Genomic DNA, 19,009 nt, shown 5'->3' with positions numbered 1-19,009 from the left:
AAAATCAAGAGAAGGAGAGAGCATCTTGAGTAACATGACGAAGAAAGTGCTATGTTATCTGCTGACGCTCGCGCTTGTATTTACCCTGCTGCCGGTAAATCCTGTCGTAGCTGCAACTGCTAATGCACCGAACTACTTCATTCCGGACGACGGCACGATTAAAGCTACGGCTAACCTGGATTTGAAGACGACTCCGCTCACACGTGATATGGTGAAGATTTTCAATACCAGCACCATGTCGATAGCCGGTGTGTATCAGCAGGTAACCGCCAGCTCCATGAAGTTGACTGTAGATCAGATTATTTACGATTCAAAGACCAATTCGTGGGTTGCGGTTCCGGGCAATTCGATGACGATGCCGATCGTATCGTCGGCGAACAACCGATTCTCCGTTACCGGAATTACCTTGTATCCCGGCTTTAACCGGCTTTCCATGTCCGGCAATCAAGGCAATTCGACCAATACGGATTATTTCTATGTTTTGTATGATACCGCACCTATCTTGAACAGCATGCAAGCGGTGTCCAGTAACATTGCCTATGATTTGAACGAAGGATCGGGTCTTGTCGTTACGTCCAACAGCGTGATGCTGCAAGGTACGACAAGCAACGTAAAGACAATTACCGTTAACGGCACTTCATTTAATACATATGGCAACGGCTCCTTCTATTCACCGGGATTAACGCTTCAGCCGGGCATCAATGATCTGGACATCACGTTATCCAGCGTGTCTGATTCCATCAAGATTCAACGCCGGATCTATTATTATGATACAGCGAATCCGTTTACAAGAGTTGACTTGACAAACGGGCAAACCAAAAGCTTGATCGGCACAACGCCGCCGGCATTTACAGGAACGAACGCGACGCCAACAGTGGCGGTGGAGTTCCTGCTGCCGTACAACAGCAATACGTTTGCCGCGAACGGCTCCATTACATTCAACGGGGCTGCATCCCTTAGTGCTCCTACTGTAACTGAAACGGTGATCAACAGCACTTATGGCACGCCAGCATACCGTTTGGTTAAAGTGACTGGAACGTACAATATGACTGCCGATCCGACGGGGCCGGGAAGTTACGCGGCAACGCAGAATTTGGACGTTAAAGTGAGTTATACGCCAACTACCGGCACGTTTACACCAGTTTCCCACCGCTATTCGTATACACAAGCTTGGGGACAGGTGCTGGTCAACTCTGTGCTTTTGCTTCCTGATGCGACAAGTAAGAATACGGACCCTACTGCTATTGACGATAACACTGTAACGGCTCCGCTGAACGGTCAATCTATCGAAAATTCTTCGTTCTATGTGCTGGTTACTACTTCGGACCCTGGCGATAGTTTAGCCGTTCCGCCTATACCAGCGAACGGAGTGCCAGCCGGAAGCGCACTGAAAGTAGATGTTCTTTCTACCGGAACGAGTCCGTCAGTTTCGCTCACCGCTACGCAGCTTCCTTCGGTGACAATCAGCGGTGCCAAGTATAAGGGTGTCGTCTACAAAGTTTCCGGCATGACTGAAGGGAACCAAACCCTCGGTTTCTCGGTAGACCAAGCATCGCTGCCGGGTCCGGATTATTCGGCAACAGTGAATCATGTTTCTAAGAACTACATTACCATTGATAATTTGACGGAGGGTCAAGTCATTTATATGGATTCCTCAGGCGGGGCTACTTTAACGATCCCGTTCTCAGGAAAAATTATCGGCTTTGGCCCGCGTTTGATGACGAATCCACAGCTGTTGATCAACGGTGTGGACAAGACAAGTCTTTATATGCCGACAGTTACTCCTAATTCTGACGGGTTAACGCATGATATCCCAAGCAAAGACCTGCCTGTTGACCGGACAGCTGGTCCGTTGTTCTTCGGACAGAACGAAATTAAGGTAATTGCCAACTATTCAGACGGAGCTTCGGGTGTCCTTCGTCAATATGAAAAGTCGATTAAGTTCTATATTATTGATAAGAATGTACCTACATTCGCCAATGTGCGTCCGTTAACGCCGCCAGCGTCTTCGACAACGACCCGCGGACCGCTCAGCAGCTCGGACCCGGCCGCGTATTTGCCGGCATCACCGGAATTCCAGTATCAAACCACATACTATGCTACAACATTGGATGCGGTGGATTTGTTCTTCGAAGGATCCGGTGCGACGCACGTGGAAGTGTCTAACGGAAGTCCTACTTTATTGTATGTAGCTGATATCGCTTCGGGATTAACAAGCCAGACGATTGGCGTAACTGGCGTAACCGCCGATTTCTACGGCAGCACCAGCGGCTTCAGATTCCGTCTCAATAATGTACCACTAAATCTAGGGACAACTGTATTCACGATTGTGATTACAAACAGCAACGGCGGCAAATCGACACAGACGTTGGAGATCCAGCGTACGAACGAGCCGTACAAGCTGTATTCTCCGGTTGCTAACACCGGCGATCAAATCATCGTAAACAAAAACTTCGTTCTCTTCGATATTGAAGCGAAAGGTGCGAGCGAAGTTACGATTAACGGTAATAAAGCGGAACCGAGAACCGATTTCGCAGACCGTTACGTTTATACCGTTACCGGTCTCAAAGGCGATGCTGATAATAAAATTAATGTGGTTGTAAAGCGTGCTACCGGGGATATTAAAGATACGGTAACAGTCCGATATGTTACAGACCCTGCAGTAGGCTCCATGTACATGGAGAAGATGGGTACGAAGCATTCTGTCTTTGATAAGTCGGTTCAGCTTACCTTTGAGAAGGGCACACTGCTTCGCCGCGTAAGCGACGGCAAGGTTCAGCCGCAGGGAAATCTCCTGTTCGGTATAGCTGACCCGACTAACGGAAATACTGAACTCGTCAACGACTATGGTCAGAAGCTTGGTTCCGTTGCTGACAGCCGTACGCCGAATGCGGGCAGCATCATCCAAATCGGTTCCTTGTCGAACTTCTTCGCCGCTCAGTTCGGACGGGACCATTTTACACCGGTATCTTCCTACTACTGGATTTCGGCCGGCTTAGGGGAATATGGCAGCAAAGGCGAGTCTGGCTACCGGCCTGCAACCGGAGGCCTTCCTCCTTACTCGAAGGAAGGAGCCTACGCCCAGTATAACAACAACATCCCGCGCAAAATTGCACCAAGCGAACGCGGAGAGCTGACGCTGAAGTTCAACTCCGATGTAGTCGACATGGCGGGAACCAATTTGACCGTGTTTTATCTGGATGACGGAACTTCTACATTAGGCGGCATTCCGAGCTGGAAAAACCTCGGCGGCGTCGTTGATGTGAAGAACAATACGATTACAGTGCCTTTTGAAAATTTCGGTTTCTATTTTGTCGGCAAACTGAAATACGGTTATGACGACGTCACCGACCACGGTTGGGCCCGCGACATTCTGCAGGCGCTCTATTCCAAAGGCTACATGCCTGCTCTTTACAACAATGCGTTCGGTGCCAACGACAGCACAACTCGCGGCGAATTCGCCGGTATTCTGGTTCGTTCGCTGGGCATGAAGCTGTATACGGATCAAAATCCGAACAACCGTACTTTCATAGACGTCCTCCCGGGTGCCCATCCTATCACTTGGAGCTTTGAGGAGATTGAGACAGCAGCGAGAGCAGGGATCGTTCAGGGCCAAAATAACGGTGTATTTGCACCGAACGAGCCTTTGACCCGCCAGGATGCGGCCGTAATGATTGCACGCGCGCTGAGTCTGAAGCAGGCGGTTAACGATAGCAAGCTGAAAGCGAAAATCGAAAAGGCTTTTGCTGATGGCGCAGAAATTAACCATTACGCTTTGCCGGCAGTCGATGCGTTGAACTCAGCCGGTATCATGGTAGGTTCAACGAATGGCGTAGAGCCGACGGGTAAGGCAAAGCCGGCGGTGTACTTCAACCCTCTGGCAAATATGACTCGTGCCGAAGCCGGACAGATCGCTGTAAGATTGCTTCAGAAGTATCTTAAAGCACTGCCTGCGAACTTATCTTAATATGTCCGAAAGACCGTCCGATTGCGGGCGGTCTTTTGCTTTATTACGTGGAAAATTATACGTGATGACAATGAAGATGGATCATAGTATATTAAGACACGTAGACGAGGTGATACACAAAGAGATATACGAAAGAGCAACGCCGATCCCCTCGAAAAAAAGATTTCAAAGTTTTTTGCGAGACGCGCAACTTTTGCCGATAACTTGCGTTTAATACTTTGAAATCGCACAGTCGAGATCACCCGTCACTGGAACAAATTCACAAAAATATCTCTTTACTCGACCTTTTGACCATTGTATAATGTTAAAGTGGTTAGAGGCATCTCTAGTTCTCTATCTTTACTTACTAGTTTCTGTGGCCCCGAGTCACAGTACTTTATCCAATAAGGATGCTAACGGCTCTTACTCTGGAAAGGGGGTGAATCGGCAAATGAGAAATTCGAGCTACAATCATAATGACAAAGAAAACTTCCAACAACCGAAACATATCCGAGGAGGAGACAAAAAGGTTATGAAGAAAAGCTTAAAAGTGATCGCTTCCGCAGCAGTAGCACTCTCGATGTTTGCAACTTCCGCAATGGCGGCTGACACTACTACAACTACAACTACAACAACAGACGCTGCTGCAACGGCTGCGAAGACTTCCAAGGATTTCAAAGATCTCGAAGGCAAAGACGCAGCACTGCTTGCTAAGATCGATGCGCTGCTGAAAGCTGGTATCTTCGAAGGCGATTCCGAAGATTCTTTTGGTATCGACAAGCCGATGACCCGTGGACAGTTCGCTAAAATCCTGGTTAATGTATACGGCGTAGAAGTTGACGCTAACGTTAAGACTTCCAGCTTCGCTGACGTAGCTGCTGATCACTGGGCACTTAGCTTCATCGAAGCTGCTAAGAAAGCCGGCTACCTCGATGGCAAGTCCGACACTTCCTTCGATCCAGACGCTAACGTAACAATCGGCGAACTGGCAACTGGCCTTCTGAAAGGTCTGAAAATCAAGCCTAGCACTTCCGGCAACCCTTGGTACGCTGACGCTGTTAAGCAAGCTATCGAGAAGGGTGTTCTGGCTGCTGACGCTGACGGCGGTAAAGTAGCAAGCCGCTCCGACCTGGTAACTGCTTCGTACGGCGCTAAAGAAGCATTCGACAATGCTAATCAACCTGCAAAAGTATCTGTAAAAGAAGTTAAGCCAATCGGTGTTAAGAAGGTTCAAGTTACACTTGACCGCGATGTAGACACCGCAAAAGCTACGCTTACACTGAAGCGTGGATCTTCGGAAATCAAAACGACGACTAAATTCGAAGACAACAAGAGAGTGGCTGTACTCGAACTGACAGACGTTAAAATTTCCGCTGGTGACTATACTGTAACTCTTGCTGGCTTGGATGCTTCTGAAATCGAAAATGCTACAGGCTCCTTCACAGGTGAGAATGAAGTAGTTAAGAAGATTGAGTTCACTAACGCTAGTGACACAATTGCTTGGTCCAGCAAAGTACGCGTTCCTTTCCAGGCAACTAACCAATACGGTGAGAGATCCAGCCTGACTTCCGGTGGTTTCTCGGTATTCGCAACAACTGGTTCGCCGCAAATCAAGACTACATCGACTGGCGACACCTTTGTTGAGCTTTCGACTAAGAACGGAGATATTGCTCAAGGTCAGAGCCAAGTTTCCATCAACATCAACGATTCCAATTACAATGTTCAGGCGCAAAAGATTTTCAAAATCGGTAACGCACCGTATATTAGCAAGATTGAGCTTAAAGAACCTGAGTATCAAAACGGTGCAACAGCACTGAACAAAGAAGGCGACACAGCAAAAGTAACTCTGGTTGAGTATGACCAGTACGGTTGTGTTATTGTTAAAGGTATGGATACTGTAAACACACCTTCTGCTTATATTAGCCCGAACCCAACTATCTTTGAAGACATTAAGGATAGCAACTGGGAGTGGAACAGCGATGACATGCGCGTTGCAATCGTCAAGCTGAAGAAAAAGCCTGAAGGTAACGCAGAAGCAATTTTGAACGTATACGGTGCCAGCACTACCGCAACAACTAAAATCAAGCTTTCCGCTGCTAAAGTAGCATCGAAAGTTGAGATTGAGGGTAATACCTTTGCAGAAGGCGACACTGACCAATACGTAACAATCAATGCGTATGATGCAAATGGAGATAAGCTCAGTGTTGACGATATTGTACAAAATGCTAAAGACGGCAGATTTGACAACATCAATATTACCGGTGCGCTTGTGGGTGTTAAGGGTAGTGTCGGCGGCGTTTTGAAAGAAGGTTATATCGTTAAAGCCGGCGAGCACAAAGGTAAGATCCACATTTCCAGCGTGACAAAAGGTACTGGTTTCATCTACATTAATCTCTTTAACACATTCGGTGGCAATAGCACTACTGCTTCTCAAACGTTTAACGTATCTTCGCCTCGTTACGCTTCGTCCATTAAATTAGCTTCCGATATGCCTTCTAAAGTTGTTGATGGCGTAGGGGCTATCGAAGCAAAAGGCAAAGTGTATGTCTATGACCAAAACAACGCTCAATTTAAGAAAAAAGCCGATTACACGTACAGCGAAACTAACGGTGCTACTGTAAGTAATGATGTGTATGTAACCATTACTGGTAAAACTGAAGCTTTCGATGTTGCAATCGGTGATACTGCACTGTCAAATGGTCAGTCAATCAAAGATTTCAGCCTTGTAAACGACAAAGACTTTAAGATTACTCTTAAAGCTGGCGCTCCCGTAGCGGCTAACGATTATGTTGAAGTAAAACTTTTCGTTCGTAAACTTGCTAGCGACGGCACAGTGAAGGATTCTAGCGTAAGCAGCTTCACTAAGAGAATAACAGTAATTGATCCGGCGAAAGAAACTCTTAACTACTCTGTTGAAGCTCTGAATAATGCTTTCGCTGCTATTGACGACAAGACATACGAGGGCGGAGACTTTGATAACGCTGCTCTGAGCAAGCAGCATAAGGAAGTTAAGCTGATCGCGAAAGACAACGGCGGTAACAAAGTAGCTATCGATGCTGTGAACATGATTCAATCGGTAACATCTTCTGTTTACACAGTAGCTAGAGCGGCACAGTTGAATGATGTTGCAAGCTCTGACAACAAGAAGTGGTATGTACTCGGTAATAAAGCGGGAACTGCGACAGTAAGTGTTGACTTCATTAACGCTAAAGGCGAAAGCGGCCGTGTTTCCAGCGATATTACAGTTAAGACAGACGCAGTTGTGGTAGATACCATTACGGCAGATAAGAAGAGCCGTGATGACAAAACTTTGACTGAAATTAAAGCAATGAAGGCTCCAGAGGTTATGGACCTGAAGGTTGTCGACAACTACGGTATTGAGTACAAGACAACAAATATCAATAAGTATGACTTGCACCTGGGCGTACGTTACGGTGTATCCGATGTTCAAACCACAGACAAGGCTGCTGGTACTGTAAGCATCTCCCCAGACGGCACCTTCACTTTGAGCGATAACATTGAATCCTTTGTTATTACAGCAACAACTGCTAACGGTAAATCCGCAACAACTGCAGTTATTGTAAAGAAATAAGTACTAGTTGAAAAAAAGAAGACCCCGGAGGGTCTTCTTTTTTTGTCATAGACAAAAAAAGACAAACTCCCGTATCATGAAAGAAAAGCAGTAAAGGAAGTGTAGCATTGAAAGGCAGAGCCAAACTTGTTTATGCTTTTATCCTCAGCTCCCTGCTTTTTGCAGGCGGTTATAATTTTGTTCGAGCCGACAGTGGCACAACCTCAGGTGGCACAGTGGATGATCCGCTAGTGACGAAGAGCTACGTCGATAGCTTACTAAAGGGCGGCGGCACATCAGCAGCACAACAGTCAGGGACCCCAATAACCGAAGACAAGATTAAACAGATTATTAATGAGCAACTAAAAGCAGCCACTCCATCAACAGTAACAACCACTACTACAACAGAACCAACATCATCAACCATAACCATCGTCCAACTTAAGAACGGACAAACTCTTTACGCAGGAGCGGGAGCCGAACTCATCGTTCGTACCGGCAAAACTGTGGCCGTGAGTATCGACGACAACGGCATTCCGGATGTAACTGCAGGCAAGGACATTCCCGCGGGTGCGACCATCGAAGCCAACCATCTGCTTATTTTCCCGCGTGAGGGTCGAGGCATTAAGGCCGCGCCAAAGAATACGGCTGACATCTATGTGATGGTACGTGGTGCGTACTCGATCCTTAATGAAGATGAAACGAAAGTAACGCAATAACGGCTACACCCATAATTTTGCCCATATTGACAACAAGTTATTCGTGTCAGCCTGCTGAAATCGGTGATACTAGAACTAGACTTCACCGACAAGGAGGATGCACACATGGCGAGAAACAACAAAGTTGTTCCCGAGTGTCATAAGGAATTGGATGCGTTGAAGTACGAGATCGCCGCGGAGATGGGGCTGCCGGTTGGCCCACAGATTGTGAATTACGGTGCGGACACCGAATTTGCAACTGAGCTTGGCAGCATTCCGGCAACTCAAATCAAAGAGGATTATTGGGGGCATATCGCGTCCCGAGATGCGGGAGCAGTGGGGGGCGCGATCACAAGTCGTCTCATTCGCAAAGCGGAAGAATTAATGTTTACACTATAGTGGCATAATTCAACTAATTTATTGACAGGTATCGACAAATAGAGTAACATCATAAATTGAGGTTCAAAGCATGTAACCTTTTCCAAGAGGAAAAGGTTCATTTTTTGTAGAGACTAGGTAACAGGAGGTCGATGGACATGGCGGATACACGCGGTCGACGTTTATTTACTTCGGAGTCAGTCACAGAAGGACATCCGGATAAAATTTGTGATCAGATTTCAGACTCGGTGCTGGATGCGTTCTTGAAGAACGATCCGAATGCCCGTGTTGCATGTGAAGTATCGGTAGCTACGGGGCTGGTCCTCGTTATTGGTGAAATCACATCCCGTTCCGAGTATGTAGATATTCAATCTATCGTACGGGAAACGGTGAAGGATATCGGCTATACACGGGCAAAGTATGGCTTTGACTACCAAACTTGCGCCGTTCTGGTATCGCTCAACGAGCAGTCCCCTGACATTGCGATGGGCGTAAACAAGGCGCTTGAAGCTCGCGAAGGCCAAATGACCGACGATGAGATCGAAGCGATCGGTGCGGGCGACCAGGGTCTGATGTTCGGCTTCGCGGTCAACGAGACACCTGAGCTCATGCCGCTGCCGATTTCCCTGTCGCATCAACTGGCACGCCGCCTCACGGAAGTTCGTAAGAACGGCACGCTGGCATACCTGCGTCCGGACGGCAAAACCCAGGTAACGGTTGAATATGATGGAGATAAGCCGGTTCGTGTCGATACGATTGTCATTTCCACGCAGCACAGTGAAGACGTATCCCATGAGCAAATCGTCCGCGATCTGAAAGAGCAGGTAATCGGGCCGATCGTTCCGGCTAACCTCATTGATGCGGAAACAAAATATTTCATTAACCCAACAGGACGTTTCGTTATCGGTGGTCCTCAAGGCGATGCGGGTCTTACAGGCCGCAAAATCATCGTCGACACGTACGGCGGTTACGCGCGTCACGGCGGCGGCGCTTTCTCCGGCAAGGATCCTACGAAGGTAGACCGTTCCGGCGCTTACGCGGCTCGCTATGTGGCGAAGAACATCGTTGCCGCGGGTCTCGCCGATAAGTGCGAAGTGCAGCTGGCATACGCGATTGGTGTAGCCCGTCCGGTTTCGATCGCAGTCGATACGTTCGGTACAGGCAAAGTCAGCGAAGAGAAGCTGGTTGAGCTGGTTCGGAAGCATTTTGACCTGCGTCCCGCCGGCATCATCAAGCAGCTCGACCTGCGCCGTCCGATTTACAAGCAAACAGCTGCCTACGGCCACTTCGGCCGTACCGATGTGGACCTCCCATGGGAGCGTACAGATAAGGCGGAGCTGCTGAAGGCAGAAGCTCTCAGCTAAACAAAATCTAAACCTTAATCAGCACGGAAGCACCGGCTGTCCATCTCACCCGAGCGTGAGAAGGGCAGCCGTTTTTTATTTTGCTACTAAATACCTAACTCCAAACAACGTAACTTTTTTGCTAGAATTAGAGTCTATATTTAGATAGAGAGAGATTTAAATGATGCAAGACCGAGGAGAGAGGAGATTGTCACTCACCATGAAACCGTTCAACAAGCTGCTGCAAACTGTACTCGTGACTACAATTACAATAACAGGCGTATCGACGTCTTACGGCATCATCCTGCCGGCTTCGACGGCATATGCCGCCGATCCGCAGGCAACGACGACGATGAACATCGTATCCCAAGAACCGATAACCGCAGGGGCAATCTTGAAAAAATACAGATGGCAATCAATCCGATCCAAGAAGCCGGTATCCGTACAAGTAAACGTGATCGAAGTGGACGTAACCAATCCGAATGTGAAGCTCGATGTCATGACCGGCACAGGGGGACAATTCGCAAAGCGCAATACGACATCGGGGATGGTCAAGGAAACCGGCGCTGTAGCCGGTATTAACGGTGATTTCTATAACACGCAAGCTGAAGGAGCGCCTGACGGTCCGCAGATCGCCGGCGGTAAGCTGATGGCGACACCTCCTATCGGCCTCGCTGGTTTATACTCTTTCGCGCTGGATAAAAATAACCGCCCTATCATCGATTCGTTCTCCTTCCGCGGATCCGTAACGGCCAAAGACGGCTCCACCTTCCCGCTGGGCGGCGTAAACAAAACATCATATTGGTATGATGACAATAACGGCGTAGACGGCCAATACGGCCTGCTTGACGGGATGTTCGTGTATACGAGCGATTTTGCGACGGAGAGCCGCACGAATGACGGACAGGTCGTTCCTTCCGAAATTCTCGTGAAAGACGGTATCATTCAGCAGATTGCTATCGACAGCGTGATCCCGGGATTGGTTCCGCAAGGCGCTATCATTCTGAAGACAAACGGCAAGGCTACGGAGTACGTGAAGCAGCATCTTAAGGTCGGAGACCCGCTGAAGGTCGACTATGCGATCGTGCACGAGGATGCTTCTCGCGGCTACGACCCCAGTACGTTCAAAATGATGATCGGCGGCCAAACGCTGCTTGTGCTTGATGGGAAGCCTAGCATTTTCACACGGGATTTGAACGGCTTCTCCGGTTACTCTGCGGTATCCCGCACGGCAATCGGTTATTCGCAGGATAGCAAAACCGTTTACCTGATCACGGCTGATCTTAACGGAGATAGTGACGGTATGACCATTCCCGAGCTGCAGGACGCGATGGTTAGAGCCGGGGTATGGAAAGGTATGGTGCTGGACGGAGGCGGTTCGACGACGATGGTATCCCGTCCGCTCGGCGAAACGAGCGCCCAGCTTACGGCGAAGCTCCAGAATGGCGTGGAACGTCGTGTAGTCAACGGAGTCGGCGTATACTCTACCGCACCGAAGTCGACCGTCGTAAAGGGCTTGCTGGCGCGCGGCGCAACGATGCTGTTTATTGGAGAAAAGAGCGCTTATCAATTCAAGGCATACGACGAGTATTACAATCCGATGGACGCAGGGGCCATTACGACACAGTGGTCCAGCTCGCAGCCGATCGGGACGTTCGCAGGTAATGAATTTACGGCGACGAAGCCGGGAACGACCCAATTGAGCGTATCGTCGGGCCAAGGGCAGGCCAGTCTCGACGTTCAAGTGATCGGCCGGAACGATATCGCAGGCATGTCCATAAGAGGCTCAAACCTCATTCTTTCGGAAAATGAAACGTTCCGCCTCCCCGTCACCGTAACGACGAAATCCGGGCAAAAGCGCGAAGTGCCTTCCGAGCTGATCAACTGGGAGCTGAAAGGGTTTAAGGGAGAAGTAAAAGACGGTGCGCTCACTGTAACGAGCTTGAGCGGAAGCACCCTGGCGCAGATAATCGCCCGATACGACGGGTACAGCACGATGCTGGCGCTCCCCGTAGGCCAAGAACGGATGTGGTACAACCTGGACGGCAAGGCGACGATGACCACATCGGACAAAGCCCCGGCGGAAACGACGGCCCGCGTCCAAATCGTACAAGCACCCGAAACGACCGGCGCGAACAATGCGCTTGAGATTGCCTATGATTTCTCCAAGGGGACCGGAACGAAGGCGGCTTACGCTCTTTTCAACCAAACGGAGGGCGGCGCCAAGATCGACGGAACCCCTGAATATATGAAGCTGAAGGTGTACGGCGACAACAGCTTGAACTGGCTGCGAGCTCTGATCACGGACGCGAACGGCAAAGAATATCGCTTGGATCTGGCTAATCCGATCAACTGGTCCGGCTGGAAGACGGTTAGTCTCGATCTGTCGGAAGCTTCCGGCCTGAAATATCCGATTACGCTGAAGAGCATCTATGTCGCGAATCCGGAGCAAAATCAAGACGAACGCGCTTCGACAGGGAAAATTGCTTTGGATGACATCGCCTTCGTATATCCGGGTCAAATGCCGGCAGCAACCAACAATCAGGTGAAGCTGACGATCAATAACCGGAAGGGTTCGATTAACGGCAAGGCGGTTACACTGGAGCAAGCGCCGATTATCATTAACGGGAATACGATGATTCCGGTGAGGTTTGCGGCTGAAGCACTCGGTGCCAATGTCGAATGGGAGCCGAACGAACGAAAGGTTACGATTACCCGCGGAACGAAGCTGATCGATCTATGGATCGATAGTCCCGACCTACTGGTGAACGGTGGGCGGGTTACGGCAGAAGTGGCGCCGGTGATCCGCAACAACTTGACTCTCGTGCCGCTGCGCATTATTGCGGAAAATATGGGCTGGAAGGTAGAATGGGATCCAAAGAGCCAAAACGTAAATTTGCAATAATTGTTAGAAAATTGTTATGCCAAGTTACCAAACTCTTGTAGAAATATGTTACTATTAAAGGGACCCGATCGACCTACATCATGTATCTTCATCACAAAGGAGCCTGACCCGTGCAGCCGGATGCAATAGATAAAATTATTAAGAACGCCATCGAAGTGATGGAGAGCAGCAAATATCAAATCTTCGAAATCTCCGAGACGGCGCGGCAGGAGCGCGAGGCTCTGACACGGGAGCTGCAGGAAGTGATGGCGGAGACGTCGGCGACGATCGACAAGGTCGATAAGCTTGAAATCGATTATAGGCGGTCGAGGGTGCGGCTGACCGAGGTAAGCCGCGATTTCCAGCGATTCCGCGAAGAAGATATTAAGGTGGCCTACGAGGCGGCCACTTCCTTGCAGACGCAGCTGGCCGCCGCACGGGAGCGGGAGATGTATCTGAGGGCCCGCCGGGATGAGCTTCAGCAGCGGATCAAGAATGTGGACAAGCAGGTTGAACGAGCGGAGACGATCGTATCGCAGGTCAACGTCGTTCTGGAATACTTGTCCGGCGATCTCAATCAAGTGACGCGCATTTTGGAATCCGCCAAGAATCGCCAGCTGTTGGGGTTAAAGATTATTTTGGCTCAAGAGGAAGAACGCAAACGCATTGCCCGCGAGATTCATGACGGAATGGCCCAGACGATGGCTAATGTTGTGCTCCGGACGGAAATCGCCGAGCGCATGCTGGCGAAGGAAGAGTTTCAGGCCGTCAAGGAAGAGCTGGTCGATCTCAAGGGTCAAGTGCGGGGCGGACTGGAAGAGGTTCGCAAGATGATTTTCAACCTTCGGCCGATGGCGCTTGACGATCTTGGACTGGTGCCGACGCTTCGGAAGTTCGTTCAAGATTTTGAGGAGAAGACGAAGATCCGCACCAGGTTTGAGTTTAAGGGGCGCGAGACGCGTCTGCCGTCCGGAATGGAAGTGGCTGTGTTCCGTCTGGTGCAGGAGGCGTTCTCCAATGTGGTGAAGCATGCGAAGGCTTCTTTCGTTTCGCTGGAAACGACGTTCGGCCAAGATGAAGTGAGGCTGTACATCGTGGACAACGGCGTCGGCTTTAACTTGGAGAGAATGGTGCCGAAGCTTGCGGAGGAGAACCATTTCGGACTCATCGGGATGAAAGAGCGGCTTGAGCTGCTTGAAGGAAGAATGGAAATCGAATCGGAGAAGGACTCCGGAACGAAAATCACCATGTATTTACCAATCGGTACCGAATCGAAGGAGGATCAGGGCGGGAATGGATAATGCAACTAATCCCAAGAAAGTAAACATTATTCTCGCGGACGACCATCAGCTGTTCCGTGAAGGCTTGAAACGAATTATTAATATGGAGAGCGACATGGAAGTCATCGCAGAATGCGGCGACGGCATCCAGGTTATCGAGCTTTGCAATCAATATATGCCGGACGTCGTGCTTATGGACATTAATATGCCGATAGAGAACGGCGTAGTCGCGACAGAGCGGCTGAAGACGATTTTCCCGGACATCAAGGTCATTATTTTATCGATTCACGATGACGAGAGCTACGTATTCGAAACGCTTCGCAAAGGTGCATCGGGCTATCTTCTGAAGGATATGGAGGCCGAGTCGCTCGTGAACGCGATCCGCTCCGTCGTGAACGGCTACGCTTTTATCCATCCGAAGGTGACAGGGAAGCTGATCAATCAGCTGCGCCGGATGACGTATTTGGACGAAGTCGGCGTCGTCGGACCAAGCGCTGCGATTAAAGAGAGCGGCTTGCAATACGGAAGCGTCGAGAACAGCCCGCTCACGAAACGGGAGGCGGAGGTTTTGAAGCTGATGGCCGAGGGCAAGAGCAACAAGGTGATCGGCGACAATCTCTTCATTAGTGAAAAAACGGTGAAAAACCACGTTAGCTCCATTCTGCAAAAGATGGAAGTGGACGACCGGACACAAGCGGTCATTATCTCCATCAAGAACGGCTGGGTTACGATTTAAGGCCGGCCGAACGATAGGAACCTGCCAAGTTATGGCGGCATATACTACTTCTATCTTGGGAACGTAGTAGTCCTCTTGGATGAAGGGGAGGGGTGTTGTCATGCTTGGTTTGTTTGCTATTTTGGCTTGCTATGGGGCTGTTGTGGTACTGCTGCACTTGTGCTATTACCGGATCCGCAAACAAAGCGGCTTCAGCAAGCGGAAGAAATCCCACGTGGTTCTCATTACGCACAACAACCAATCACAGATTGAGTGGTATGTTCGATCGCTGTACTTCTTCTCCAGTTTGCAGGGGCGGCGTATCGATACAACCGTGCTGGACGAAGGATCGACGGATGACACGCTGCAAATTGTCGAGCGTCTGTCCCGCAAGCATTCGATGAACATTGGCAAATCCGGAGCCGACGGCGAAGGTGTCGACGAGTTTCTGCGGCTGTATGATCAGGACGAAGTGATCGTCGTTCGTCTCCAGCAGCAGGAGGATTTGACCAAATGGATGCAATTTCAGCAGTAACCGGTTACAAGATTCCATAGGCAGGTGAGTCATGAAGGCGGCTCTTTATGCTGTTCGCAGCGGATCGGCGAACCTGTGGCATTGGCAAACGTCGATCTGCTGGGAAGCCGACGTCGAGTTCTGGCGAAGCCAAACGGAGGGAAAGGCGAGTCTGTGGCTCGCTAGGTCCTCCTTGTCGTTCGGACAAGCTGAATGGCTGCGGCAATTGCTTCAAACCATTCATCAAGAACAACCTCATTCGTTACCCTCTACCATCATGACATCTGCTGCAATCTCCAAAACCCGACATCCTTTCCCGATACCGGCTATCGCCGGCGAGTATATATCCGCACCGATGAACGTATGCAGTCGCAATGCTAAAGCAGCCGAAATGGATGATCAAATGCGCCGCCTTGTTCCTGCGCTGGCCGGCAGGCAGCTGCTTATCCAGGAAGTCGTGGCCTTGGCCGAGCATCATGAAACGGTAAGCAGCGATGGGGGACTTCCCGCCCGGCTGCCGTACTTGCTGCAGCTGGCCAAGCTGCAAGGCTTTGTACGAATCGAAACGGGGCTGCAGGTGGCGAAGGTGAGTCCGTTTAGCCGGTTCATGCCCACAAGGCTGAACAGGCTGCTTGATGCAAGCGATCGGTTTGTATGGAACTGTAACCGATGCGGGAGCGGTACGGACAAGCTTCGTTGGACACATTGTCCGTATTGTGAACAAGCTTGCCCCTATTGCGAAGAATGCCTAACGATGGGGCGGGTGCGAGCCTGCGCGCCTCTGGTTGCCGGTACATCTGCCGATAAAGGCATAAGCCGGCGGTCTGATCACCCTATGGCGGGAATGACTGCGGCTCAAATGGCTTCTTTTCTTCAGCCATGGGGATTAAGCGATGCGCAAGCAGAGGCATCGAGAGCGGGACTCGAGTTTTTGGCGGCGAAGAACGAGGGCGGACACTTTCTCATTTGGGCCGTGACCGGAGCGGGGAAGACGGAAATGATGTTTCCGCTATTAGCTGCAGCGGTTGCTTCCGGTGGCAGAGCTTTGGTCGCATCGCCCCGAAAGGATGTCATTCTGGAGTTAAGCCCCAGGGTGGCAAGAGCCTTTCCGCAAGCTCGCGTCGTAACTCTTTATGGCGGCAGTGTGCAGCGTTGGGATAACGGCGAGATCGTACTCGCGACGACACATCAGCTGCTGCGCTTCCGGGAAGGCTTCGATGTGGTTGTGATCGACGAAATGGACGCATTCCCCTTTCATAACAATCCGATGCTTATCCATGCCGCCCGCAAAGCATGCCGGCCGCACGGTCGCACGATTCTGTTGTCGGCAACGCCTCAGCCGGAAATGCGGCGACTCGCGGAGAAGGGGCGCCTGCCGCACGTGAAAGTACCGGCAAGGTATCATCGTCATCCGCTCCCCGTGCCGCAGCTTCGTACATCGCCGTCCATTAAGCGTATGCAGGAATCCCGCAAGCTGCCGCAGACGGTGGTGACGGCGGTCCATAGCAGCCTGAAGCGGGGAGCTCAGCTATTCGTATTCGTTCCGGCGATAGCGCTGGTGGAATTCGTCGTGGCGATGCTTCGGGAAACCTGCAAATCCGTTGTTGTCGCCGGCACTTCCTCGAAAGATCCGGATCGGGCGGAGAAGGTGCAGGCTTTCCGGGATGGAACCATTCGCATCTTGGTCACGACAACGATCCTGGAACGCGGCGTGACCGTGCCGAAGAGCGATGTGATTGTGCTTGATGCGGATTCGAGGCTGTTTGACGAAACGTCGCTTGTCCAAATGGCCGGTCGTGCCGGCCGGTCGAAGCTGGATCCGGCGGGGAATGTAACATTCCTGGCGAAGGAGCGAAGCCGGTCGCAGGTTGCCGCCGTGCGGCAAATCCGCAGGATGAATCGGCTGGCGAGAAGCAAAGGCTATATCGAAGGCCAAGGGGGCTGAGGGGACATGTTACAGCAACGGGGGCAAGGAACGATTCGTAACCGGCTCCAGGGCTGGGCAAACCGGCTCACGAGTCTGCTCGGGCCGGTCTCATCGATATGCCGCTATTGTTCTAATACATATAACTCAGATGCAAACGGGAAAAGCGAACGCCCGATTCCGATCCGCGGCCTGTGCGCCAGCTGCCGGCGGTCGATTTCCTGGATTCGCGATATGGATGTGAAATGCAGCGTATGCGGGCGGTTCGAGACCTGCCCCGATTGCTCGCGGCGCGGCGTACGCCACTTCCTGAGAAACCGCAGCGCAGTCCGTTACGACGAAGAGATGAAGGCTTGGCTGGCCCGATACAAGTATCGCGGGGATGAACGGCTGGGTGAGCTGCTCGGCGAGATTTTGCTGCAGGCGTACCGGCTTCATCTTCAAGCTGACGCGGATGAAGGGATTGAGGCCGGCCATGCTTTGCTGACTTACGTCCCGATAAGCGAAGCACGGCGGCTTGACCGCGGCTTCAATCAGGCGGAGCAGCTTGCTCGCGTAGTTGGCAGGCATACAGGTTTGCATGTCGTGAGTCTGCTGCAGCGGAACCGGCATACGGAGAAGCAGAGTCTGAAATCCCGGGGGGAGCGGGTCAAGGATATGCGCGGATTGTTTTCGGTACACGATGAGGGACGGAGCCTCCTGCAAAGCCTGCAGGCTGACCGCAGCGCGGCGGATATGCGCATCTACATCGTAGACGATGTTTACACTACCGGAAGCACGCTGGATGCATGCTCCGAAGCGATCCGCAAGTGTACAGCCGTTCAGTTATGCGGGCTTGCGTTGGCCAGATAAATCGCTATTATTCGACAATAATGTTAGTCAATTCACAGAATTTGATGTAAACTAGTAGTAAAATGGTCGTAATACAAAGGGGATGTACCGAATGAGCTTGAGCGTATCCAATTGCCCGAGATGCGGCAAACTGTTTGCCAAAGGCCTCCATGACATTTGCCCCAGCTGCGTAAAGGAAATCGACCTTCAGTATGAGAAGTGTTTGAAATATCTGCGCGAGCATCGCAAATGTACGCTGCAGGAGCTGAGCGAAGCGACGGAAGTCAGCGTGAAGCAAATTACGAAGTTTATCCGTGAAGGCCGGATTTCGATTGATAACAACCCGAATATGTCATATGCATGCGAATTGTGCGGCGCGTCCATTACAACCGGTAAGATGTGCGACAATTGCCGGAGCGGCCTCCTGAAGGATGCAAACCATCTGAAAGAGGACCAGGCAAGGGGGCAAGCCCAGCAGTCGCAGGAGGAGAAAATCGGCTTCAACATTAAAGACAGACTCCAGGATCGCAGATGAAACTTTATTTTTTAGTTATTCTCTAAAATAATTTCAAACTTTGGCCGATAATAATGCTATACAATTATCGGTCTTTTTGATTTTGGACGGGATAGGACGAGGTGAGCCGTAATGAAAATTAACGAATCGCAGCGAGTCGGGGGAGTGAACCCCTACACACGAGCTCAAGGCGCAAAGCCGGGAGCGGGTGCAGGCGGTAAAGGAAAAGTGGACGAGGTGCAAATTTCGTCGGCCGCGAAAGAGCTCTTAGGCGCGAAGAACAGCGAGGAATACCGGAAGCGGATCGAAGAGCTGAAGCAGCAGGTGTCGGCGGGAACGTATCATGTTGAAGCGGGCAAGATCGCAGACAAGCTGCTTCCTTATTTTAAATAAGTCATCAAGATAAAGCGG

13 protein-coding genes are annotated in these 19,009 nt (G+C 50.7%); all 13 read left to right on the top strand.

Going from position 1 to position 19,009, the window contains the following annotated elements:
• The first annotated feature begins 34 nt into the window (after window positions 1-34).
• The 13 genes from ACFFK0_RS10665 to flgM all read left to right on the top strand — a co-directional run bounded on the left by ACFFK0_RS10665 (window position 35) and on the right by flgM (window position 18,991).
• Complete coding sequence (locus ACFFK0_RS10665) at window positions 35-3,967, top strand: S-layer homology domain-containing protein (RefSeq protein ID WP_377470176.1); 3,933 nt, start codon at window positions 35-37, stop codon at window positions 3,965-3,967.
• Between the two features lie 430 nt (window positions 3,968-4,397).
• Window positions 4,398-7,538: an S-layer homology domain-containing protein gene (locus ACFFK0_RS10660; protein ID WP_377470160.1), complete on the top strand. Its 3,141-nt coding sequence runs from the start codon at window positions 4,398-4,400 to the stop codon at window positions 7,536-7,538.
• A 107-nt stretch (window positions 7,539-7,645) separates the two neighbouring features.
• Complete coding sequence (locus ACFFK0_RS10655; protein WP_377470159.1) at window positions 7,646-8,236, top strand: hypothetical protein; 591 nt, start codon at window positions 7,646-7,648, stop codon at window positions 8,234-8,236.
• A gap of 105 nt (window positions 8,237-8,341) precedes the next feature.
• Entirely contained in the window at window positions 8,342-8,614 is a 273-nt protein-coding gene (locus tag ACFFK0_RS10650) for an alpha/beta-type small acid-soluble spore protein (protein ID WP_377470158.1), read from the top strand.
• 137 nt (window positions 8,615-8,751) lie between these two features.
• A complete protein-coding gene (gene metK, locus ACFFK0_RS10645) occupies window positions 8,752-9,957 on the top strand; it encodes a methionine adenosyltransferase (protein WP_377470157.1) in 1,206 nt (401 codons plus the stop codon).
• 199 nt (window positions 9,958-10,156) lie between these two features.
• A complete protein-coding gene (locus tag ACFFK0_RS10640) occupies window positions 10,157-12,841 on the top strand; it encodes a stalk domain-containing protein (protein WP_377470156.1) in 2,685 nt (894 codons plus the stop codon).
• A gap of 110 nt (window positions 12,842-12,951) precedes the next feature.
• Window positions 12,952-14,121 carry a sensor histidine kinase gene (locus ACFFK0_RS10635; RefSeq protein WP_377470154.1) on the top strand — a complete coding sequence of 390 codons (1,170 nt, stop codon included), beginning with the start codon at window positions 12,952-12,954 and terminating at the stop codon, window positions 14,119-14,121.
• On the top strand, window positions 14,114-14,836 hold the full coding sequence (locus ACFFK0_RS10630) for a response regulator (protein WP_377470152.1): 723 nt from the start codon (window positions 14,114-14,116) through the stop codon (window positions 14,834-14,836). The genes ACFFK0_RS10635 and ACFFK0_RS10630 overlap by 8 nt, the downstream gene beginning before the upstream one ends.
• A gap of 100 nt (window positions 14,837-14,936) precedes the next feature.
• A complete protein-coding gene (locus tag ACFFK0_RS10625) occupies window positions 14,937-15,350 on the top strand; it encodes a glycosyltransferase family 2 protein (RefSeq protein ID WP_377470151.1) in 414 nt (137 codons plus the stop codon).
• A gap of 31 nt (window positions 15,351-15,381) precedes the next feature.
• The gene (locus ACFFK0_RS10620) at window positions 15,382-17,274 is read left to right on the top strand and encodes an ATP-dependent helicase ComFA (protein WP_377470150.1); all 1,893 of its coding nucleotides are present in this window, start codon (window positions 15,382-15,384) and stop codon (window positions 17,272-17,274) included.
• 6 nt (window positions 17,275-17,280) lie between these two features.
• Window positions 17,281-18,105 carry a ComF family protein gene (locus tag ACFFK0_RS10615; protein WP_377470149.1) on the top strand — a complete coding sequence of 275 codons (825 nt, stop codon included), beginning with the start codon at window positions 17,281-17,283 and terminating at the stop codon, window positions 18,103-18,105.
• A 91-nt stretch (window positions 18,106-18,196) separates the two neighbouring features.
• Entirely contained in the window at window positions 18,197-18,619 is a 423-nt protein-coding gene (locus tag ACFFK0_RS10610) for a TIGR03826 family flagellar region protein (RefSeq protein ID WP_377470148.1), read from the top strand.
• A gap of 111 nt (window positions 18,620-18,730) precedes the next feature.
• On the top strand, window positions 18,731-18,991 hold the full coding sequence (gene flgM / locus ACFFK0_RS10605) for a flagellar biosynthesis anti-sigma factor FlgM (RefSeq protein WP_377470147.1): 261 nt from the start codon (window positions 18,731-18,733) through the stop codon (window positions 18,989-18,991).
• Window positions 18,992-19,009 lie beyond the last annotated feature (18 nt).

Origin of the sequence: Paenibacillus chartarius (assembly GCF_042432825.1) — a bacterium.
Lineage (GTDB): Bacteria > Bacillota > Bacilli > Paenibacillales > NBRC-103111 > Gordoniibacillus > Gordoniibacillus chartarius.
Note: the sequence above shows the minus strand (reverse complement) of the source record. Positions and strands in the feature narration are given on the sequence as shown.